This is a genomic window from Nocardia sp. NPDC050408 (genome assembly GCF_044458905.1).
GTDB lineage: Bacteria > Actinomycetota > Actinomycetes > Mycobacteriales > Mycobacteriaceae > Nocardia.
The window spans coordinates 35223-56455 of record NZ_JBITIL010000012.1 but is presented as its reverse complement, the minus strand read 5'-3'; the positions used below and the strand labels follow the sequence as shown (position 1 = coordinate 56455).

Sequence of the window (21233 nt, the reverse complement as noted above, 5' to 3'; positions counted from 1 at the left end):
CACCCGCGTCTTTCAGCCGTGGGTCAGGCGGCGTGCAGGAGGTCGCCACCGGATGCCAGGGCCGCGTAGCGCCCCTCGGCGTCCATGAGCTCGCGGTGGGTGCCGCGTTCGATGATGTGGCCGCGGTCGAGTACCACGATCTGGTCGGCGTCGCGGATGGTGGAGAGCCGGTGCGCGATGGTAATGGTGGTGCGGCCTTCGGAGAGCGCATCGATGGCGGCCTGCACCTCCTGCTCGGTCCGGTTGTCCAGTGCGCTGGTGGCCTCGTCGAGTACCAGGATCGGCGGATTGCGCAGAATCACCCGCGCCACCGCCAAACGCTGCTTCTCACCGCCGGAGAACCGATAGCCGCGTTCGCCGACCAGCGTGTCGTAACCGTCCGGCAGGCTCGCGATATGGTCGTGGATCTGCGCGGCCCGCGCCGCGGCGTACAACTGCTCATCGGTCGCATCGGGTTTGGCGAAGCGCAGATTGTCCGCGACCGAGGCGTGGAACAGGTAGGTCTCCTGCGAGACCACGCCGACGGCCGCGGCCAGATCGGCAAACGACAAGTCGCGCACATCGATTCCGTCGATCTCGACCCGTCCGGATGTCACATCGTAGAGTCGCGCCACCAGGTAGCCGAGCGTGGTTTTGCCCGAACCGGTTTCGCCGACGATTGCCAAGCTGGACCCGGCGGGGACGGCGATGTCGATGTCCTGCAAAACATCCCGAGTCCCGGCTCCATAGGTGAAGCCGACGTGCTCGAAGCGGACCGCGCCCTTGACGCCCGAATCCGGCACCGGCACAGCCGTTATCGGTTCCTCGATATCCGGCTTCAGATCCAGGTATTCGAATATCCGGCCGAACAGCGACATGGAACTCTGCACCTCCACGCCGGTGTACAGCAGTTGCACCATCGGCCGCAGCAGGCTGGTCTGCAAGGTCGTGAAGGCGACCAGGGTGCCGATCGAAACCAGCGGATGTCCCGCCGCCACGGTCAATCCCGCCGCCCAGTAGACGATCGCGGGCATGGCCGCCATGACGATCTGAATCGTCGACTGCCGCCACCGTCCGGCCATGCCGGACCGGATCTCCAGGTCCACCAGCCCACGCGACTCCTGCGCGAAATCCGCAACCAGCGCGGGCGAGCGGCCCATCGTGCGCCCGAGCAGAATGCCGCTCACCGACAGCGATTCCTCCACGATCGCCGACATGCCCGCCAATTTCTGCTGCCGCTGCGCGGTGATCTTCCTGCGTTCGTCGCCGACGCGGCGGCTGATCCAGACGAAGAACGGCAGCATGACCAGTGAGACCACGGTGAGCCGCCAGTCCAGGGCGATCATGGCGATCACCGAGGCGGTCACGGTGGTGAAGTTCGAGACCAGTGAGGTCGCGGTCGAGGTGACCGTCGACTGCATGCCGCCGATATCGTTGGCGATCCGCGACTGCACCTCACCGGTGCGGGTAGTCGTGAAGAACGACAACGGCATTCGCTGCAATTGCGCATACACCGCGGCGCGCAGATCGTGCATGACCTCTTGACCGACCGCGGTGGAAATGTAGGTCTGGAGCACGCCGAAGATGCTGGTGAGTGCGGCCACCGCGACCATGCCCGCCGCCAGCACGGTCAGCAGATCGGTGCGGCCGTGTGGCAGGGCGTCATCGAGGATGCCGCGCAACATGAACGGTGATGCCAGCGCGACCAGTGACGACAGACCTACGAGCGCGGCGACCAATGCCAAGCGCGCGCGATACGGACGAAACAGCCGGACGATCCGGCGAAGTTGATGTGGGGGCCGCATAGGCGCCTCCTTCCGAGGACTACTACAGCAAACTGAGCATGACTCATAATTGTTCCCAAAACAATGAGTTATGCTCAACGAATGGATATCGCGCTCGATCCCGACCTTCCCGAGCTGTTCCTGCGCACCGCGAAACGCATCCGCCGCAACCAGGTCGCCCGACTCGCCCCGCTAGGCATTACCCCAGGTCAGGCCCGTGCTCTCCGCATTATCGGCCACCACGACGAGCCACTGCGGATGGCCATACTCGCCGAGCACCTGGGCATCGTGCCGCGATCGGCCACCACCGTCGTCGATGCGCTCGAAGCCGCGGACTTGGTCACGCGCGCGCCCGACCCGACCAACCGCCGCTCGACCCTGGTGACGCTGACCGACTCCGGCATAGCCGCGCTCTCGCAGATGGCCGCGGCCCGCCGTGCGGCCGCTGAAGAGGTCTTTGCCAGCCTGAGTGAACAGCAGCGCACAACGCTTCGCGATTTACTTGCCGCACTCGATTCGGAGGCGCCGGTCGGCCCATCCGCTGGGACGAACATCTCGTTGACCTCCCCGCCGCCCCGGTGCTGAATTGGGACATGCCGGCCTCGCCCGCCGGTCCGATTGCGAGGGCGCAGACCGACATCGCCGCCGAGACGGACCTAGCCCATAGCGGGCCAGGCATCCCTGCCCGGTCTCGACGTTGATCGTCGCCCGGAATAGCCGCACCATCGGGACCGGCCAGCGTCACCCCGCGACATCCACGCCGTGGCTGCGGGCAAGGTAGCCAGGTCGTAGTGCCGAAGTCCTTGGGGCGGTGCGTGTTAGGCGGAGCGGGAAATTTCGGCGGCGGTTACTACGTGGCGCATGAGGAGGGCGGTGGTTACGGGGCCTATGCCGCCGGGGACGGGGCTGAGGGCGCAGGCTTTGCCGCGGACGGTTTCCGCGTCGACGTCGCCGACGATTTTGCCGTCGGGGGCTTCGTTGGTGCCTACGTCGATGACAGTCGCGCCCGCGCGGACGTGTTTGCCGGTGACCAGGCCGATGCGGCCGGCGGCGGCTACGACGATATCGGCGGCGGACGTGACGACCGGGAGGTCGGTGGTGCGGGAATGACAGATGGTGACGGTGGCATTTTCGGCGAGCAGGAGTTGGGCAAGGGGCTTGCCGACGATATTGGAGCGGCCCACGACGGCGACATGCCGACCGGCGAGCGGGATTTCGTGATGCTTCAGTAGTTCGACGACGGCCTCGGAGGTGGCGGGGACGAAACCGTCGAGGCCGGAGGCGAGCAGGCCGAGGGAGAGCGGGCTGACGCCATCGACGTCCTTGCCGGCGGCGATGGCGGAGCTGACATCGTCGAGGGTGACACCGGCGGGCAGCGGCGTCTGCAGCATGATCGCATCGATGGCGCTGTCCGCGCTGCGGGCGGTGAGTTCCTCGCGGATCCGCTCGATGCTCGCGTCCGCACCGAGTTCGATGGTGTCGCAAGCGATTCCGAGACGTTCGGCGGCCTTGCGCAGCGAGTTCACGTACCACGCGCTGGCCGGATCGTCATTGGCCACGATCAGGGCCAGGCGCGGCGCGGTTCCGCCCGCGGTGAGCGCGGCGGCGCGCTGCTTGGTGTCGGCGTTGATGGCGGCGGCGAGTTCCTTGCCGGACAGCGAAACGGTATCCACGTTGTCACACCTTATCGGCTGCACCGCGCGGCTGGTTCCGCTGGTCGTCCTGCGCGCGGCCCGGTTTACCCGAACGCCGGAAACAACGCCTGGCAATTCCCAGTTTATGGCCTTTACCAGTCGTATTGTGATTGTGCTCGCCAATGGCTAACTGTCAGCTTACCGACCTCATACCCCGTTTCACGCGTGGAAAGGTGTCGACTGCAGTGAAGATCTCGAGGCATTGGAAACTATGGGTGGCGACCGCGTTCGCAGCCGCGACCATCACCGGACTATCGGGCGCACCCGCCATCGCGGCGCCGGAAACCGACGTGCTCTACAACTCCGCCCAGCGTGCCTTCACCGACGGCGACGATGCCGCCGGACGCGCCGAACTTCGACAGCTGATCGCCGCCGACCCGGCTGATACCGAGGCCCTTTCGCTGCAGGCGATCTGGTCGCATTACGCCGGTGACCTGCCCGCCATGGCCGATGCGCTGGCCCGCCTCGCCGCCGCCGACCCGGCAATGGCCCAGGGCACCAATAATGTGCTCGGCGCGATCGGCGCCGCGATCGCCACCCTGCCGAATCCGCTGCCCGCGATCGTCGGACCGCAGACCGGAATCGTGGTGCTCGGCTACGGCCTGCTCCCGGACGGTTCGCTGCGCCCCGAATTGGTGAACCGGCTGACCGCGGCCTGGTTGCAGGCGGTCGCCTCACCACTTTCACCGATCGTCGTCACAGGCGGTAATCCACAGAACGGGATCACCGAGGCCGAGGCCATGCGGGCCTGGCTGGTCGGCAATGGCCTGCCCGCATCCCGGATCAATGTCGAGAGCCGGGCCGGATCTACGGTGCAGAACGCACTTTTCAGCACCAGGATGCTGCGGGATCTCGGCGCGAACAGCGCGGTCGTGGTCACCTCGCCCAACCACATCCGGCGCGCGGTCGCCGATTTCATCGTCGCGGGCACCCAGGTGGTCGGGGCGATGACCTCACTCGAGCAGCTGGTATCACAGTTGCCGCCGCCCGGCAGGCAGGCGCAGCGCGGCATCTACCTGGACGCCACGCGGACATTCCAGCTCGCCACCACCCGCTGAGCGACCCGGTCCGAGCGTGCACATTCGGCCCCGAAATGGCACAAACGCAAAAAGTGCACGCTCGGCCACCACCACACCCGCAAACACGGCACGATATTCCGATGACATCAACCGGAGATGTGGTCGCGCAACTGCGCGCCGCGGGCTGTGTATTCGCTGAAGACGAGGCACGGTTGCTCATCGCCGCCGCGACGGAGACCGGTGCCGATCTCATGGAGTTGGTCGCCCAACGGGTCTCCGGAACTCCACTGGAATACCTGCTGGGCTGGACCGAATTCCACGGCATCCGTGTCGCGGTCGCCCCGGGCGTGTTCGTACCGCGCCAGCGCACGGTCTTCCTCGTCGACGAGGCCGCCGAACTCGCTCGCGCCATGTCCGCGCACCCCCTCGTCGTCGATATATGTTGCGGCTCAGGCGCATTGGGTCTCGCGCTGGCCAAAACTCTGGCCGCCGAAGGCCGTCAGATAGAACTCGCCGCTACCGATATCGAACCTATGGCGGTCGAATGCGCCCGCCGCAACCTCACCCCGATCGGCGCGCCCGTCTACGAAGGCGACCTTTTCGAGCCGCTTCCCCGTGAATTGTCCGGGCGCATCAATATCTTGCTCGCCAACACCCCGTACGTGCCATCGGAGATGATCTCCAAGATGCCGCCGGAGGCACGCGATTACGAACCGCGCACCGCCCTCGACGGCGGTCCCGATGGCCTGGATATCTTCCGCCGTGTCGTCGCTGCCGCCCGCAGCTGGCTCGCGCCGGGCGGCCACCTGCTGGTCGAATCCACCGAAGCCCAGGCCATGCCCTCGATCAGCGTCCTCACCGCGCACGGCTTCACCGGCCGCATCGCCGAATCCGATGAGTTCTACTCCACCGTGGTAATCGGCACCAAGCCGAATACGTGATGCAGGCCACCACGCAACGCCGATGAACTGGATACGACCGCTCGGGCGATCCGAGGCCGCTACTTCTTGCGCCCGGTGAACTCGTCCATCGAGTGGTACACACCAACCGAATTCAGGAACAGATCGCGCAGCTTGATCGGCAGCAGACCGGAGATCGCCTTGTTGAGGCGGGAGGTCCACGGCAGGATCACAAGTGGAGTGCCTGCCTTCATTTCCCGCCACGAGGTATCTACGACATCGTCCTGTTCCAGGATCGGCGTGAACAGGAACCCCTTCGCGCCATCGAACATTCCGGTATTGATGTAGGTCGGACAGACCGTCGTGATCTGCACGTGGTCGTGGCCCGCCTGTTCGAGTTCGATGCGCACCGAATCCGACCAGCCCAGCGCCGCCCACTTCGAGGCCGCGTACACGCTCATGCGCGGATTGGAAACCAGACCCGCCGAGGACGCGATGGTCAAGACGCGCGCCACACCCGTGCCGCGCACCATCGCGGGCAGGAATTCGAGCGTAATGTACATCGGCGCAAGGGAATTGATGGCGATCGTCTTATCGATATCGGCGCGATCGGTGGTCTCCCAGAAGTAACTGTTGCCGCGCACGATGCCCGCATTGTTGATCAGGATATCGATATCGCCGACTTCGGCGCGCACCGCCGCCGCGGCCTCTCCGATGGCGTCCTGCGCGGATACATCGACCACATAGTGATGAATGGCGACACCGCGACCGGACAACTCGACCGCGGTCTCCTTCAATGCGGATTCGTTGATATCCCACAGCACCACCGCGGCCGCGCCCTCACGCACCGCCCGCTCGGCGAACCGCTTACCCAGGCCCATTGCCGCGCCCGTGACCAGGACCTTCTTATCGGCTACCGTGTCCAGTTTCATTCGTCCTCATCCTGATTTCTTCGTGAAATAACTTCTGGCGCAATTACTTTTGACGCAGCGCCTTCATGACGCCGAAGTACAGCGTCATCGTCTTCGCCCACAGTTCCTCGGACATGCCGGGCAGCGGCGCGATCGGGAGCATCCGCTGCACCGCGATCGTCTGGGTGTCGATGTACTTCAACAAGCCCTCTGGACCGTGCCGACGCCCGGTACCCGAAATGCCGAGCCCACCCGATGGCGCGTCCGCACTCCCCCATGCCGCGATGAAGCCCTCGTTCACATTCACCGAACCCGCATTGATGCGCGCGGCTACCTTGCGGCCTCGATCGGCATCCTTGGTCCAGACGCTCGCATTGAGTCCGTATGCGGTGTCATTCGCCTGCTCGACCGCCTCATCGTCGCTGCCGACCCGATAGATCGACACCACCGGCCCGAAGGTCTCCTCGCGATACACCGTCATCCCGGGACGCACTCCGGTCAGCACGGTCGGCTCGTAGAAATACGGTCCGAGATCGGGACGAGCCCTGCCGCCCGCCAGCACCTGTGCGCCCTTCGCGACGGCGTCGTCGACATGCGCACTGACGGTGTCCAATTGGCGCTGGAATGTCAAAGACCCCATATCACTGGCGTAATCGAGCGCACCGCCCAATTCGATCGCCCGCACATGCTCGATGAATTCGCCGACGAACTGGTCATAGACCTTGTCGTGCACATAGATTCGCTCCATCGACTCGCACAGCTGCCCCGCCGAGGCGAAGCAGGCCCGAATCGCGATCTTGGCCGCCCGGGACACATCCGCATCGGCCAGCACCAGCAGCGGATTCTTGCCGCCGAGTTCGAGCGAATAACCGATGAGCCGTGCCCCGGCCTGCTGCGCGATGGTCCGGCCGGTCGCACTGGACCCGGTGTAGTCGACATAGTCGGCGCGCGCGATCACCTCACCGCCGATAACCGAACCCCGACCGAGCACCGCCTGCCAGAGTCCGCGCGGCAGCCCGGCGCGCTCGGCGGCATCGATGGCCCATAGTGCGGTCAGCGCAGTCTGGTTATCCGGGCGCGCGACCACGGCATTTCCGGCGGCCAATGCGGGCAGGGCGTCGGAGACCGCCAGGGCCAGCGGATAGTTCCAGGGCGAAATCACCGCGACCACGCCCTTGGGCCGATGCCGCACATCGACCTGGGTCAATACCGGCAGCACTCCGCGCGGCTTGCGGGGGGCCAACAGCTTGTTCGCGACCGACGCGTAGTACCTGGCATTGACCGCGACATCCCCGACCTCGTCGAAGGCGTGCGCGCGCGATTTACCGGTCTCGGTCTGCACAATATCGAGGATGGTGTGCTGTTCGGCCAGCACGATGTCGTGGAATTTCCGCAGCACCGCGACCCGCTCGCGGACCGAGCGCCGCGCCCATTCCTGCTGCGCGGTGCGCGCGGTCGCGAAGGCCGTTTCGATGTCGCCGGTAGCGGACTGCGGCAGGTCCGCGATCTTGTGTCCGGTCGCGGGCGCAAACACCTCCACCGCGGGGGCACCGCCCGCGATCGCACGATTCAGCAGGGGTTGCACCAGGGCCGCGGGCAGGGCCGTCGGTTCGGTCAGCTGGCGGGCGGTCGTCATTGTCGGCCCTCTCCTGGGTCGGGCGCCTGTGCTGGACGAGGCGGTAAGCCGAGTTCAGCCATTTCCTGAACACTAGTGTTAGATTAATGCCGGTGCCGCACCTCATGTCAAGCTGTCGGGTGTGGGACACAGACGGGTCAGGCTTCGAGTTGTGAGGCATCACCATGTCCACTGACACTTCCCACACGAATGGCGCGGCCCGCCGGGGCAGACCACCACAGACCCAGGAGCAGGCCGAGGAGGTCCGCGCCCGCATCGTGCTCGCCACCGCGGCGGTATTCACCCGCGGCGGCTCGCGCGGACTCAGCGTCGCCCAGATCATCGAACAGGCAGGACTGGCCCGACCCACCTTCTACCGCTATTTCGGCAATGCCACCGAACCGCTGCACGTCGTGTTGGAGGTCTCCAACGACGGCCTCGTCGACGGCATCCGCACGGCACTGACCGGTCCGGACGAGCCGGTCGAACTCGGCATTCGTCTCATCGACGCCTACCTCGGATGGGCCCGTGGACATGGTGCGATGCTGCGCCCGCTGTTCGCCGAACTGCACGATCCGGCCTCACCAGTATCGGCCTATCGCGAACGGGCACTGGACGATATCCGCGCGCTGGTGCGCGAAACGTTCGCGGAATTGGGCCGGCCGGTACCGTCACCGCTGGATCTCGATGCGGCCCTGCATGTTTGCGAGTATGTGGTCTATCGCATTTCAGCGGGTACCACGCCCGGCGCCGAGCCGGACGCGGAAACCGTTGCCGCTGGACGGCTCACCATGATCCGCGTACTGCTCACCACGCTCGGCACCCGCGCCGATCTCGAATACGCGATGACGCTACCGGGCATCTTCCCGGCCGCGCAGTGAACCTATAGATCGAGTTCGAGTTCGCCACCGCGAGAACGCGATACGCAGGTGAGCATCGCATTGTTGCGCTCGCCGGGCAGTAGCGCCCGGTCCCGGTGCTCGACCTCACCGGCGAGCACACTCGCCCGGCACGTCCCGCAGAAACCCTGCTGGCACGAGTAGGCGACGCCGGGTACTGCCCGCCGGATCGCGGTCAGCGCGGATTCGTCGGCCGCGACATCGACCTCGGCTTCGCTGCGGCGCAATCGAATACGGAACGGCGCACCGTTGCTGACCGGTACCGCCGAGAAGCGCTCGGTGTGCAGCGAAGCCGTCGGATCGTGCAACAGCAGCACTTTACGCGCGGCTTCCGCCAATGCCGGTGGTCCGCAGACATATACCGCGGCACCGGTCGGCGTCTGTTCGAAGATCATCCGCGGATCCGGCACCCCGTACTCGTCATCGGGTCGCACCACCACATCACCACCGGTGAAGTGAGCGAGCTCGTACAGGAACGGCATCCGCGCCCGCGAGCGCCCGAAATACATGAGCCGCCACGGTATTCCGGCACGTTCGGTGGCGGTGACCATCGGTAGAATCGGCGTGATCCCGATACCGCCCGCCACGAAGAAGTACTCCGACGCGTCGATGAGCGGGAACGCATTGCGCGGTCCCCGCACCCACACTCGGTCGCCGACGCGCAGCTGCTCGTGGATCTCGCGGGAACCACCGTCGCCATCGGCGATGTAGCGCACCGCGATTCGGTAGCAGCTGCGATCCTCCGGATCACTGTTCAGCGAATACTGCCGCTGCCGACCCGAGGGCAGGTATACATCGATATGGGCGCCCGGCGTCCAGGCGGGCAGGTCCGCGCCGCCTGGATCGCACAGAGTCAGGCTGACCACCTCGTCTGCCTCGGCCTCGATTCCGATGATCGCCAACTCGAAATCGAAACCGGTGCGCCGCACCGGCTGTGGCCGCGAAAGCAGCTGCGCCGCTTTCCCTTCGGTGAATACCCGCTTGTAGGTGTCCACCGCCGACGCGATCATCCGCAGCCCGGCTCCCGGCCGGAACTGCTCCTCCACGGCGGTCATGACTCCGCCTCGCTTGCGCTCGGCTGTGTCACGCCCGCCCGGGCGACTGTGTTGGTTTCCTCGCTGCGCTCGGTCACGGCGCTTGCCTGTGCCGCTGGCGACCGCGCGAGGTAGCGCAGTGCGTTATCCATCGGACCGAGTTGGGAGGGATGGAATCCCGGCCGCAGGTACCGCGGAATCTCGGTCAAGAAAGTGGTGAAGTTCGGCACCACACCACGCAATGAGGCACTGGCCATTTGTAGCGGCCACCACCGGCCCTTATTCGGCGAAGGGTCACGCTGGAACAGGTAGGCGCCCGAAATCACGAACAACGCGAGCAAACCCGAACTGGCGATCAGCGCCTGACGCGCCTTGCGGGCGTAGCCGCCGTCGAGATGCATGTACGCGTCGTAGACGACGCTGCGGTGTTCGACCTCCTCGGCACCATGCCAGCGGACCAGATCCAGCATTGCCGGATGCATTCCCTTGGCCGCCAATTTGTCATTGGTGAGCAGCCATTCGCCGATGACTGCGGTGTAGTGCTCCATTCCCGCGAACAGGGCGAGTCGCTCACACAGCCATTCGTGTTTGGCCCGGCCGGACAGTCCGTGGTCACCGAGCAGCCGATCGATCAGCCAAGCGACGCGATCCACCATCGGACCGACATCGAGCCCGAGGTGTTCCAATTGGTGGCGGGCCTTCTCGTGCGAACCGGCGTGCATCGTCTCCTGACCGATGAAGCCGCGGACCTCTTCCCGCAATCGCTCGTCATCGATCAGCGGCAGCGCCTCGGCCAGCGCCTGCGCCATGGCCCGCTCGCCCTCGGGGAGCACCAGGTGCATCACATTGATGATGTGGGTGGCCATCACTTCGCCGGGGATGTAGTGCATCGGCACCGAATCGAAATCGAAGCTGACGTCCCGCGCGTTGATGGCATGAGCCTGATCGGCGTAAGCAGTGCCCATCTGATGGTCCTCACGTCTGGTCCCTGGAAGATCAGGGTATTGCCGACATCAGACGCTGTCAACATCAAATGCTGTCAACATCACATGATGTCAACTTCCCCGCTATGGGAGGATCGAGCCATGAACGACGCCGTTTCCGATGGATCGATACCGGGCATGCGCCGCTGGCGCGGCACGCCCCCGGCCGACCGAATCGCCGCGCGCCGCGAACAGCTCGTAGAGGCCGCCATCGAGTTGATGGCCACGATCGGAGCCTCCGATATCTCCATGCGCGGGGTCTGCCGGCAGGCCGGACTCACCGAGCGCTACTTCTACGAGAGCTTCCCGAATCTGGACAAACTGCTCACCGCGGCCTTGGAAACCGTCGTTCTCGGTGCGCAGGAATGCCTGCTCGCGGCGCTGGCCACCGCGCCGCCCGAACCCGAGAAACTATTTCGTCATGCCATTTCGGCGTTCACCGAATATCTGATCGAGGATCGCCGCCGCGGCCAGATCATGTTCGTGGAATCGCAGGCCACCCGGGTACTCGGCGACCGAGGCAATGAGCTCATCGAATTGTTCACCGCCCCGATCGCGCTCACGATCGGGTTGGGTGACGATGGGCCGCAGACCCCACCGGACCAGTACGAGAACAGCCTGAACTCGAACGCCATCTTCGGCGCGATGGCGTATATGTACCGTCCGTGGCTGGACGGAACGATCGATATTCCGCGCGAACGGTTCGATGATCACGCCACCAGCGTGCTGCGCCATATCGCGGCCGCGCGATCGTCCGAGCCGCAGGAGTCACACTGACCTGCCGTTACCCTTGCGTGGACACCGGATCCCGATCCCGCGACCGTTCGAAAACCATTGCGCGATCGGTGATCTTACCGTGGCGCAGCGTGAACAGATCGCGTAGGTAATTCATGCGTAGGCGCCATGGCGCCTTGGTCCCCTGGATCGGGAATTGACTCGCGGCACGCTGGACGTAGCCCGGATTGAAATTCAGGAATAGCGACGCAGCGCCGACGGACGGATCGCGCACCGGCGTGCAGCGGGCGTATCCATTGTCGTGCATGTGGCGTAGTAGCCGAACGACATACTCGCACACCAGATCCGCCTTCAGCGTCCACGACGCATTGGTGTATCCGATGACATATGCGAAATTCGGCACATCCGACAGCATCATGGCTTTGTAGGCCATATGTTCCGAGAGGTGCACCGGCTGTCCGTCGACGGAAAGTTCCATGCCGCCGAAGGCGAGTAGATTCAAACCCGTTGCAGTGATGATGATGTCGGCATCGAGGGTCGCGCCGGAGGCCAGGGCAAGGCCGGTCTCGGTGAATGTCTCGGCCTTATCGGTCACGATATCCAATCGGCCCTTGCGGATCGCGCGGAAGAAGTCGCCATTGGGGGCCAAGCACAGTCGCTGATCCCATGGATCATATATCGGGGTGAAGTGGGTATCGATGTCGTAGCCCGCCGGCAGCCAGCGCCGCTGCCAGCCCTTGATCCGCTTGCGCATGGATTGCGGATACCGTTGGCTCAGTTGGTAAATCGCGGTGGCCAGCGCCACATTCTTGGCCCGGGCCACCGCGTAAGCGGCGCGAGTCGGTAGGAATTTGCGCGCCTTTACGGCGAGGTCGTCGCGGGCGGGTGCGGAGATGATGTAGCTCGGTGAGCGTTGCAGCATCGTCACGTGCGCGCCCTGGTCGGTCAGTGCCGGTCCCAGCGTCACCGCGGTCGCGCCGCTGCCGATCAGCACCACGCGCTTGCCCGCGACGTCGAGATCACGCGGCCAGTGCTGCGGATGGATGATCGGCCCGGCGAAACGCTCGGTACCCGCGAAATACGGGGTGTAGCCCTCGTCGTAGCGGTAGTAACCGGAGCAGCAGAACAGGAATCCTGCTGCGAATGTGATGGTTTCGCCGGTATCGGTCCGCTCGGCGCGCACCGTCCACCGGTTCTCCCGCGAGGACCATTCGGCACCGACGACTCGATGATTGAAGCGGATATTGCGGTCGATCCCGTTCTCGGCGGCGGTGGCGCGCACATAGTCGAGGATGTCCGCCCCGTCGGCGATCGACTTGTCCCCCAGCCATGGACGGAAGCGATAGCCGAGGGTGTACATATCGGAATCGGAGCGAATTCCCGGATAGCGGAACAGATCCCAGGTGCCACCGATCGCGTCGCGGCTCTCCAGAATCGCATAGCTCTTCCCCGGGAAGGCCCGCCGCAGGTGATACGCCGCGCCTATGCCGGACAGTCCGGCACCGACAATGAGCACATCAACGTGCTCGCCAGCGACCGTCATCGATCTCGTCCTCCGATATTCGGCGGCGCGACTCGCACCGACTTCACCTCCAGCCTATCCGTTGGGCATCGGGATGATCATCGCCCTGGTCGTGGATGCGACGTTGGTTCGGATGCTGTTGGTGCCCGCGCTGGTCACGCTGATGGGGGCGGGCGAATTGGTGGCTACCGGGTGGTGGTTCGCCGCCGGGGGGCACTGTCCCGGTGGTCGAGGAGGAGCCCACACCGACTTCCTGAAAACGCACATATGTTTCGATGGAACCGTTTCCTCGGCGTGTGCGTCTCTATGATCAGACGGGATAAGGAAGGGGCGACCGCGATGGCTGTTGATAGTCCGTTCGGCGGGTATACCGAGGATGCGAAGACCGGGGCGCTGAAGGTGCGGATGGAACCGCAGGCGTTTCTGGATATCGACGCGGCCTGCCAGAGCCTCATCGACGAGCTCACGGTCGCGCAGCACGATGCCCGGTCGCTCGGCGAGAAAGAGTCCTGGGGCCTCGGTGAGAACAATCCCCGGCTCACGTCCGCCATCGAACTGGTGAAGTTGTTCCGGGAGAAGGCCTTCGGCGGTCCGAACAATGCATACGACACCATCGGCGACTACATAACAATCGCCACCGAGATCCAGAACCTGTTCAAGACCATCCGCGACACCTACGAGCAGACCGACGCCGAATTCGCCCGTCAGCTTCGCGAGATCCGCGTATGAGCCAGCCGCTGCGCAATCGGCGGCTGACCGGTCCGGCGCTGTCGGCGGCCGCGCTGGCACTTCTCACCGCATGCACGAGTGACAAGGGCTCACCGACCCCGCAGAGCATCACTTCGACCTCCGCGCCCGGCTCGTCCGACACCACCGCGACGGCATTCGATCCCTGCACCGCCTTGACGCCGCAATTTCTGGCTCAGCATCAATGGGATGCCCGAGCTCCGGAGCACAAGCAAACAACCACCGGCGCATTCACCTGGACAGGTTGCGCCTACCTCGCACGAGCGCGCTACAGCTTCGGTGTCCAGACCACCAATGGAACCCTCGCCGAGGCTCGCGAAAAGTTCCCCACCGCAACCGAACTCACCATCCACGGCCGCAAAGCCCTGCGCTACGAGGCCCGCCCCGACGTCCCCGGCGGCTGCACCGTCAATATCGATATGAAATCCGGCTCCCTCTACATTCTCGTAGACGATCCCCGGGGCCTGCACCCCCGCAAACTCACCCCCTGCGATAACGTCACCGAAATCGCCGAAGCCGTCGTCCCACAGCTCCCCCAAGGCAGCTGACAGGTTGTCGGCCTGGAGCGAATCCGATTATCCCGCAACCGGATCGCCCGCCGCTCGCCAGCCACTTTCGATACCGCGCATCAGCGCGGGGTACACCAGCAGATAGCGGAACGGCAGGATTCCGGCCATATAGAGCTTGCCGAGTGGGCCGTTCGGTTTGACCAATACGGCCATCTGGCCGCGGTAGCCGCCGGTTTCGTCGCGGACCCAACCGATATGCATCACGCCGTGCATGGTTCGGTTGGCGATCTCGGCGGCCCATTCGGTGTCGGTCAGGTAGATCGAGCGGAATGGGGCGCCCTCGAACACTGGTCCACGCACGTCGCGAAGATCAGCGGGCAACCGGTCACGCAGCGACGGTACGCGCGCCTCGATACCCGCGTCGGCCCTGTCCCAGCCGAGCAACGCACCGAGCTTCCAGCGGATCGCGAACAGCACTCGGTAGACGACGGAGAATTCACTCGCATTGTTACCCGAGGTCATCTGCCGCACCAGCCGCGGAAAATCATCCGGACCGCCGGGTGTCGGCAATGCCCAGACATCCTCGACCCCGAAATCGGGCGCTATGTCATGGATCCGCCAGAGCCGGGATGTGTGTGCGGAATTCGGTAGTCGCATTGCGCCATCCATATCCGAGGCCGTCATCGGGATGCGAGTTCGAAGATCTTGCGCGGACGGTCTTCGCGCTCGTCGAAGGTGACGTCTACATCGGCCGCCGCGACGGCCGCGAAGGACGCCGCGAACGCCTCGTCGAATTCCCACTGTCCCGTGGAGACGACCGCGTCACCACCATCGGTGGTGACCCAGCAGTCAGCGGACAGGCATCCGGGCACCGATCGCAGCACCGCGCCGACTTTGCGGACCCGGGCGACGAAGTCGTCGAAATCCTCGGGTCGTGGGTAGTGGAATGCGACGAATCCGACCGTCATGACGGTCCCCTCTCGTTGGCGAGGACACCGTAGCCCTCGCAATCGCTGATGTACCAACGGCTTTCAAATATACGGTGCCGTATACTTCGATCGTAGCCAGCGGTGCGGCGGTGTCAACACCGTCCGCGATACTGAAGGTATGGTTGCCGTCACTCGCACCCCACGAAGCAGCTGGATCGAGCAGGGCCTGCTGGCGCTGTCGACCGGCGGTCCCGATGCTGTCCGCATCGAGAGCCTCGCGCAGGCACTCGGTGTCACCAAGGGGGGCTTCTACGGGCACTTCGCCGACCGCAACGCATTGCTCGAGGAAATGCTCGATACGTGGGAGCACGAGAGCACCGATGAGGTTCGCGCGCAGGTCGAGAGCGAGGGCGGCAACCCACAGACCAAGATTCGGCGCGCGGGCTTGCTCACTTTCTCCGACGAGCGCCTGCCCATCGACCTCGCCGTGCGCGACTGGGCCCGCCGTGATCCGGCGGTCGCCGAACGGCTACGTCGGGTAGACAACGACCGGATGGAGTATGCGCGCGAGCTGTTCGGCAAGTTTTGCTCGGATCCCGACGAAATAGAGGCCCGCGCGCTGCTCGCATTCTGTTTGGCGGTCGGTAAACATTTCCTCGCCGCCGACCACAACGAGCGAACCCGCCTCGAGGTGGTCGTCCGCGCCGCCGACCTGCTGTTCGAGGCTGCGCCGGAGCGCTGAAACTACCTGCGGCGCAGCAGAACTCCGCGAATGAAGGCGGCCTGGCCGGCGTGCTGGATATCGTCGTCCACGACGCTGATCAGCCGTACGCCCAAGGTGACCGGGGGGTCCCAGCGGGGGTCGACGATGCGGGGCAGATCGGCATCGGCGAGTCCGCAGACGTAGTCGATCGTCTGCGCGTGCACCGCGTCGTAGTAGCCCAGCAGCAGCTCGGCGGAAATCCCGCCGAGTTCGGCGACCTCCGCGGCGCGGTGCCCGTAGCCGGTCGCCTCGGCGGGGAACGGCAGGTCGAACCGCTTGGCCCAGCCCGCCGCCGTCCACACCTGCTCCAGTCCCGCCACGTCCGCGACGTGGTCGTCCTGCACCCGGGTCAGATGCCAAATCAACCAGGCGATGGAGTTGGCGTCCGGATCGATCCGAGCCGCCAACTCGGCCTGTCCGAGCCCCTCGACCGCGCCGTGCACATTCTCCCGAACCCGTCCGAAGGCATCGACCAACAACTCAGCGCTCGTCATGACCTCATGCAAGCACACAGCCGCCGCCGATATTCCCGATCGTGCCGTTATCCACCCAGCGGCAGCAGCAGGTCGGCCGATTCGAGGTCGAGCAGGGCTCGTTTGGCAGGCAGTCCACCCGCATAGCCGGTCAGGGATCCGTCGGCTCCGATCACGCGGTGGCACGGGAGCAGGATCAACAGTCGGTTGTGAGACAGCGCACCGCCGACCTTGCGAGCGTCGGCTACGGTGCGGCCGAGTTGGCGGGTCAGAGCACCATAGGTGGTTGTTCTGCCGTATCCGGTGGTCGCCTCGAGTGTCCGCAGGACCTCTCGATCGAATGCGCTCATATCCGTCAGATCCATCGGTACCGTGAACTGCTGGCGTTCGCCGGTGCAGTATTCGTCGATCTGATCTGCGGCGATCTCCAGATGCTCACGCGCCGTGACGTTTTTGCCCGACGATCCGGTCGGCGGAGCGTCGGTGAACGCGACCATGGTGACACCGGTCTGGTTCGCTTCGATCAGCAGGTTGCCAAGCGTCGAGCCGTGCACCAGTCGTGCGGTGGCGGTATCGGACATGATGTTGCTCCCTTCTTTCGAGCCTTCATCAGGTAGACGCCGCCCAGTACCGAAACGTGAGATCACCTGCCGGAGTCAACTTTCCATGCCGCGTATGCCGCAGGCAGGCAGACCGCGCACGGCCGGTAACCGGCGGCGACGGCGGTCTGTTCATCGGCGAAGAAGACACGCTGAGTGCGGTAGTGGCCGCGCGCCAACGCACGCAAGGCCGACGGGCAGTCGAGGCGGCCGTAGAGTTTGCCGCGCCGATGACCGCCGAATCGGCCCGGAGTGGGGCTGGGATACGGGCGGCCGTCGGCGTCGGTCAGGGTGTACATCTCATTCGGCGTCGTGCAGAACCAGGCCCAGGGTGTGTCGGTGACCGCTACGAATTCGACTGACGCCGTGGCGGATCGGGGCGCGAGACCAACCACGCGCCGATGGAGTCGGCCGGTCTCGGGTGGTGAAGACGAGCGCGTGGCCCTGTTCCAGGATGGTGACCATCGGCTTGGATTGCGCGCGAGGGCGCTGCTCGACCAGGAGGAATTCACCGCCGGTGTGGTCGATGCCGGGACGGTCCAGGCCGATTACGACCTGCAGCGGAAAGACGAGCTCGCCGTAGAGGTCACGGTGCAGGGCATTCCAGTCACCTTCGGTGTAGCGCAACAGGATTGGCGTCGGCTTGGCTTGACCGGCGGCGCGACAGGTGTCGAGCCAATCGTCGAACTCGTCGGGCCAAGGCGTCGGATCGTCGAGTCGCTCGGCCCAAGTACGGGCGATGGGCAGCAATTCGCGGTAGAAAGCCCTGCGCAACCGCATGATCGGCGCGGGCACCGGATCGGCGAAGTACCGGTAGGTGCCCTGGCCGAATCGGTACCGAGCCATATCGATCGTCGACCGGAAGCGGCCCAGATCCTCCCACATGGCGCTGAATTCGGCGCATTCCTCCGGAGTCAACAACGGGCCGGTCTGAGCGCAGCCGTATGCATCGATCTCCTCGGTAAGAACGCTCCACGGCTGTGCCTCGACTCGTTCTTCCAGTGCGGCAAGGGTTGTCATCGCCTCTTCTTTCACGCAGCTTCGAGCGTGAGCAGGGTGGTCTTGGCGGTGACACCACCGACGTACTGGCCGATCGAACCGTCGCTGCGCACCACCCGGTGGCACGGGATGACCACCGGCAGCGGATTGTGCGCACAGGCCGAGCCGACCGCACGAACCGCGCGCGGACTGCCGACGGCCGCGGCGACATCGGCGTAGCTCTCGCGATGTCCGTAGCCGATATCGCTCAGATGCTCGATCACCTGACGCCGGAACCCGACGGTCAACCGCAGATCGAGTGGCAGATCGAATTGTGTTCGCGCACCGGCGAAGTACTCCTCGATCTCACGGGCGGCAGCATCCAGACGACTCGGGGCGGCCAGCACACGCGGGCTGATCCGCTCGGCGAGCGTGGCGAGTACGGTGTCGTGGTTCTCGTTGGGGTAGGCGACCCGCACCAAACCCGCAGGGGTGGCCGCGAGCAGCAAGGTGCCGACGGGCGTGTCCAGCGTGCGGTAGGCGACGTCGAGCAGGCCCGCGGCCTGGGCGTCGGCGGCCAGACGTCGACGCAATTGGGACAGGATCTCGGCGGAGTTCGGGGTCAGGCCGTCGAAGAGGCCGTCCGGATCCCGGTCGATAGTGGCCATCATGTTCGATCCTTCGGGTAGAGCTTGCGCAATGTTTTGAGGCCGTCGGCGGCGGCGCGACGGGCGGCATCAGTCGAATTGCCCAGCAGCTGAGCGATTTCCGCGTGCGGTAGACCCGCCAGGTAGTGGTAGGCCACCGCTTGACGCTGTTTGGGCGGCAGCACCGCGAGTGCGTCCCACAGATCGCGGTCGTATTCGGCCGGGTCGGCATCGGGTGCCATGCGATCGGGCAGGGTTTCGGCGGGAACGGGCGCGCGGGTCAGTGCGCGCCCCACATCGATCGCGCGCCGGTGCGCGATGGTGACCAGCCATGCCTCGATATTCGTCTTCGGGTCGAGCTCGGGATAGGCCCGCAGGGCCGACAGAAAGGTCTCCGACCACGCATCGGCGGCATCCGTCGGACCGAGCACCGCCCGGCACACGCGCAGCACCATCGGGCCGTACTCGGCCACCACTTCCTCGAACGGAGGCAATCTCACGCTAGGTAGACGGCTGGGACGCGGAAAACGTGAGATTCCCAGGTCAGGCTCACTATGATTCCGGAGTGCGCGACAAGCCGCTGGCACGCAGGACGCGGCGGTCGATGGCGGCGCGGATTGAGTCGTCGGTGCCGATGATGCGCACGTGGCGGCGCGCGCGGGTAATGGCCGTGTACAGCAGTTCCCTCGTGAGCAGGGTGGATTCGGGTTCGGGCAGGACGACCGAGACGGTGTCGTACTGGCTGCCCTGGCTGCGGTGGATGGTCATGGCGAAGACGGTGACAACGGCCGGAAATTGGGTCGGATGCACCAGATAGGGTTCGCTGCCGCGCTGCAGCGCCGCGCGCAGTGAACCGTCGGGCATGCGCACGATGACACCGGTATCGCCGTTGTAGATGCGCGCCTCGTGGTCATTGGCGGTGACCAGCAGGGGCTGGCCCGGATACCACGGCGCGTGGTGCGAATCCGGCCCCGCGCCACCGGCCGCAGCCCATTCACCGGCCATGCGGTCCCAGCGCTCGACACCGAAGGGACCCTGGCGATGCGCACACAGCAGGCGATGGGATTCGAGGGCGGTCAGTGCGGCCGCGGCATCGCCATCGAGGGCGGCCGCGGTGACCTCGCGGGCGGCGCGCACGACATCGACACGAACGGGTGCGGTGTCCTCAGGAGCGCAGAGCGAGAGTTCTTCGCCACCCGCGCGCAGTAATGCAAGTGCGGTGTCGGCGTCACCAGCGCGGACCGCGACGGCGAGTTCGGCGATCTTGCCGCCGAAGCGGCGGCCACGGGTCAGCCGGACGATGCCGCCGCGCAACCGCGTTCGCTCGAGATCGGTCAGCGCCTCCGGATTACCGTCGGCCGCAATGGATTCCCCACCAAGCACCTGGTCGAGAACCGGATTCGGTTCGCCGACAACAGGTCCGGCGACGAGATCGGCGAGTACCGCACCCGCGTCGACCGACGCGAGCTGATCCGGATCGCCGACGAGCACCAGGCGGGTATCCGGGCGCAGCGCGGCCAGCAGGCTGCTCATCATGGTCAGCGACACCATCGAGGTTTCGTCGACCACGATCACGTCATAGGGCAGCCGGTTGTATTCGTGATACCGGAACCGGGTCGCCCGGCCGCGCTGCCAACCGAGCAGACGGTGCAGGGTTGCGGCGGTGAGCTCCGGCAGCGCGAGCGATTCGGCCTGTTCACGCACCGCTTCCTGCAATCGTGCGGCAGCTTTGCCGGTGGGCGCGGCCATGGCGATGCGCAGTGCGGGCAGCTTCGGATGCGCCTTCTGGTGCGCGTCGAGCAGGGCCAGAATGCGTGCGATGGTGTGGGTCTTGCCGGTGCCCGGCCCGCCCGCCACCACCGTGGTCCAGTGCGTCGCGGCGAGTGCGGCGGCGATCCGCTGGCGGTCGGGGACCGCACCGACCTGGGCGTCGAAGAGTCGGTCGAGTTCGCGGCGCACGATGGCCGGATCGACCTTCGGATGGTGTCCGGAGCGCTCGGTGAGCACGCGGCGGATCGTCTGCTCCTGCTGGTAGTAGCGGTCCAGATAGAGCAATGGCCCGGTGGACTGCACGTCGACCAGGCGCAGCGGTTGCAAGGGCCCAGCTGGTCCCCCGCATACCAATGGACTGACCCGCAGCGCGGCGACCACGGCATCGATATCCGGCCACGGCAACGTCGCGGGGTCGATATCCGAACCCGCATCCCAGGTTTCGTCGGCATCGACACCGATTTCGCGCATGCGGTGCAGTTCCAGGCAGACCGAGCCAGAGCGCACCGCTCGCACGGCCAGGGCCGCCGCGAACAGCACCTGCTCCGAGGATTCGCGCCCCATCCGCCCCAATCGGAGTGCAACGTGCACGTCGGCGGCGGAGAGCACCCCCGCCTCGTTGAATATGCGCAGCAGCCCGGTTCCCCGCTGCGCCAGCTGAATCGACGTCATCGGCGTGCCTGCGCCGTCGACGCGAGGTGGCTGTCGAAGGTGGCTCGCTCGAATAGGCTGTGCACCCGTTGT

At 65.5% G+C, this 21233-nt stretch carries 24 protein-coding genes; 8 read left to right on the top strand and 16 right to left on the bottom strand.

Annotated features, from left to right (window positions below; genetic code table 11):
- Positions 1-23: 23 nt before the first annotated feature.
- Positions 24-1784 (bottom strand): ABC transporter ATP-binding protein, encoded by a 1761-nt coding sequence (locus ACIBJI_RS28650; protein ID WP_364347732.1) that lies wholly within the window; start codon positions 1782-1784, stop codon positions 24-26.
- 81 nt (positions 1785-1865) lie between these two features.
- On the opposite strand from ACIBJI_RS28650, the gene ACIBJI_RS28645 reads away from it, so the two are divergent.
- Positions 1866-2348 carry a MarR family transcriptional regulator gene (locus ACIBJI_RS28645; RefSeq protein ID WP_364347735.1) on the top strand — a complete coding sequence of 161 codons (483 nt, stop codon included), beginning with the start codon at positions 1866-1868 and terminating at the stop codon, positions 2346-2348.
- A 233-nt stretch (positions 2349-2581) separates the two neighbouring features.
- On the opposite strand, the gene ACIBJI_RS28640 is transcribed toward ACIBJI_RS28645, so the two are convergent.
- Positions 2582-3436, bottom strand: coding sequence for a bifunctional 5,10-methylenetetrahydrofolate dehydrogenase/5,10-methenyltetrahydrofolate cyclohydrolase (locus ACIBJI_RS28640; protein ID WP_364347738.1), 855 nt, complete (start codon positions 3434-3436; stop codon positions 2582-2584).
- 236 nt (positions 3437-3672) lie between these two features.
- On the opposite strand from ACIBJI_RS28640, the gene ACIBJI_RS28635 reads away from it, so the two are divergent.
- Positions 3673-4515, top strand: a complete 843-nt coding sequence (locus tag ACIBJI_RS28635) for a YdcF family protein (protein ID WP_364347741.1) — start codon at positions 3673-3675, stop codon at positions 4513-4515.
- 101 nt (positions 4516-4616) lie between these two features.
- Entirely contained in the window at positions 4617-5417 is an 801-nt protein-coding gene (locus ACIBJI_RS28630) for a putative protein N(5)-glutamine methyltransferase (RefSeq protein ID WP_364347744.1), read from the top strand.
- Between the two features lie 59 nt (positions 5418-5476).
- Here ACIBJI_RS28630 and ACIBJI_RS28625 read toward each other — a convergent pair whose 3' ends face one another.
- Positions 5477-6307: an SDR family NAD(P)-dependent oxidoreductase gene (locus tag ACIBJI_RS28625; RefSeq protein ID WP_364347747.1), complete on the bottom strand. Its 831-nt coding sequence runs from the start codon at positions 6305-6307 to the stop codon at positions 5477-5479.
- A gap of 43 nt (positions 6308-6350) precedes the next feature.
- Positions 6351-7922 carry a succinic semialdehyde dehydrogenase gene (locus ACIBJI_RS28620; RefSeq protein WP_364347750.1) on the bottom strand — a complete coding sequence of 524 codons (1572 nt, stop codon included), beginning with the start codon at positions 7920-7922 and terminating at the stop codon, positions 6351-6353.
- A gap of 164 nt (positions 7923-8086) precedes the next feature.
- Here ACIBJI_RS28620 and ACIBJI_RS28615 point away from each other — a divergent pair, with 164 nt between their 5' ends.
- The gene (locus ACIBJI_RS28615) at positions 8087-8782 is read left to right on the top strand and encodes a TetR/AcrR family transcriptional regulator (protein WP_364347753.1); all 696 of its coding nucleotides are present in this window, start codon (positions 8087-8089) and stop codon (positions 8780-8782) included.
- Positions 8783-8784: 2 nt separating this feature from the next.
- Here the strand turns inward: ACIBJI_RS28615 and ACIBJI_RS28610 are convergent, their stop codons facing one another.
- Entirely contained in the window at positions 8785-9855 is a 1071-nt protein-coding gene (locus tag ACIBJI_RS28610) for a PDR/VanB family oxidoreductase (protein WP_396955509.1), read from the bottom strand.
- Positions 9852-10799, bottom strand: coding sequence for a metal-dependent hydrolase (locus ACIBJI_RS28605; protein ID WP_364347759.1), 948 nt, complete (start codon positions 10797-10799; stop codon positions 9852-9854). The genes ACIBJI_RS28610 and ACIBJI_RS28605 overlap by 4 nt, the downstream gene beginning before the upstream one ends.
- A gap of 120 nt (positions 10800-10919) precedes the next feature.
- Here ACIBJI_RS28605 and ACIBJI_RS28600 point away from each other — a divergent pair, with 120 nt between their 5' ends.
- Positions 10920-11594, top strand: coding sequence for a TetR/AcrR family transcriptional regulator (locus tag ACIBJI_RS28600; protein ID WP_364347762.1), 675 nt, complete (start codon positions 10920-10922; stop codon positions 11592-11594).
- 7 nt (positions 11595-11601) lie between these two features.
- On the opposite strand, the gene ACIBJI_RS28595 is transcribed toward ACIBJI_RS28600, so the two are convergent.
- Positions 11602-13095: a flavin-containing monooxygenase gene (locus ACIBJI_RS28595; RefSeq protein ID WP_397086682.1), complete on the bottom strand. Its 1494-nt coding sequence runs from the start codon at positions 13093-13095 to the stop codon at positions 11602-11604.
- Positions 13096-13413: 318 nt separating this feature from the next.
- Here ACIBJI_RS28595 and ACIBJI_RS28590 point away from each other — a divergent pair, with 318 nt between their 5' ends.
- Both ACIBJI_RS28590 and ACIBJI_RS28585 read left to right on the top strand, forming a co-directional pair.
- Positions 13414-13803, top strand: a complete 390-nt coding sequence (locus tag ACIBJI_RS28590; RefSeq protein WP_364347768.1) for a hypothetical protein — start codon at positions 13414-13416, stop codon at positions 13801-13803.
- A complete protein-coding gene (locus ACIBJI_RS28585) occupies positions 13800-14369 on the top strand; it encodes a DUF3558 domain-containing protein (RefSeq protein WP_396955507.1) in 570 nt (189 codons plus the stop codon). The genes ACIBJI_RS28590 and ACIBJI_RS28585 overlap by 4 nt, the downstream gene beginning before the upstream one ends.
- A 27-nt stretch (positions 14370-14396) precedes the next feature.
- Here ACIBJI_RS28585 and ACIBJI_RS28580 read toward each other — a convergent pair whose 3' ends face one another.
- Positions 14397-14987, bottom strand: coding sequence for a DUF2867 domain-containing protein (locus tag ACIBJI_RS28580; RefSeq protein ID WP_396955506.1), 591 nt, complete (start codon positions 14985-14987; stop codon positions 14397-14399).
- A gap of 23 nt (positions 14988-15010) precedes the next feature.
- Positions 15011-15298: an antibiotic biosynthesis monooxygenase gene (locus tag ACIBJI_RS28575; protein ID WP_396955505.1), complete on the bottom strand. Its 288-nt coding sequence runs from the start codon at positions 15296-15298 to the stop codon at positions 15011-15013.
- A gap of 139 nt (positions 15299-15437) precedes the next feature.
- Here ACIBJI_RS28575 and ACIBJI_RS28570 point away from each other — a divergent pair, with 139 nt between their 5' ends.
- The gene (locus tag ACIBJI_RS28570) at positions 15438-16001 is read left to right on the top strand and encodes a TetR family transcriptional regulator (protein WP_396955504.1); all 564 of its coding nucleotides are present in this window, start codon (positions 15438-15440) and stop codon (positions 15999-16001) included.
- Positions 16002-16003: 2 nt separating this feature from the next.
- Here the strand turns inward: ACIBJI_RS28570 and ACIBJI_RS28565 are convergent, their stop codons facing one another.
- The 7 genes from ACIBJI_RS28565 to recD form a co-directional block, all read right to left on the bottom strand.
- The gene (locus ACIBJI_RS28565) at positions 16004-16516 is read right to left on the bottom strand and encodes a DUF664 domain-containing protein (RefSeq protein WP_364347783.1); all 513 of its coding nucleotides are present in this window, start codon (positions 16514-16516) and stop codon (positions 16004-16006) included.
- Between the two features lie 47 nt (positions 16517-16563).
- Positions 16564-17076: a methylated-DNA--[protein]-cysteine S-methyltransferase gene (locus ACIBJI_RS28560; protein WP_364347786.1), complete on the bottom strand. Its 513-nt coding sequence runs from the start codon at positions 17074-17076 to the stop codon at positions 16564-16566.
- 62 nt (positions 17077-17138) lie between these two features.
- Positions 17139-17393 (bottom strand): Ada metal-binding domain-containing protein, encoded by a 255-nt coding sequence (locus ACIBJI_RS28555; RefSeq protein ID WP_364347789.1) that lies wholly within the window; start codon positions 17391-17393, stop codon positions 17139-17141.
- Between the two features lies 1 nt (position 17394).
- Positions 17395-18114: a 2OG-Fe(II) oxygenase gene (locus tag ACIBJI_RS28550; protein ID WP_364347791.1), complete on the bottom strand. Its 720-nt coding sequence runs from the start codon at positions 18112-18114 to the stop codon at positions 17395-17397.
- An 11-nt stretch (positions 18115-18125) separates the two neighbouring features.
- Positions 18126-18740 (bottom strand): methylated-DNA--[protein]-cysteine S-methyltransferase, encoded by a 615-nt coding sequence (locus ACIBJI_RS28545; protein WP_396955607.1) that lies wholly within the window; start codon positions 18738-18740, stop codon positions 18126-18128.
- The gene (locus ACIBJI_RS28540) at positions 18740-19219 is read right to left on the bottom strand and encodes a sigma-70 family RNA polymerase sigma factor (RefSeq protein WP_364347793.1); all 480 of its coding nucleotides are present in this window, start codon (positions 19217-19219) and stop codon (positions 18740-18742) included. Before ACIBJI_RS28540 ends, ACIBJI_RS28545 begins: the two co-directional genes overlap by 1 nt.
- Before the next feature lie 52 nt (positions 19220-19271).
- Positions 19272-21161 carry an exodeoxyribonuclease V subunit alpha gene (gene recD / locus ACIBJI_RS28535; protein ID WP_364347796.1) on the bottom strand — a complete coding sequence of 630 codons (1890 nt, stop codon included), beginning with the start codon at positions 21159-21161 and terminating at the stop codon, positions 19272-19274.
- Positions 21162-21233: the final 72 nt, after the last annotated feature.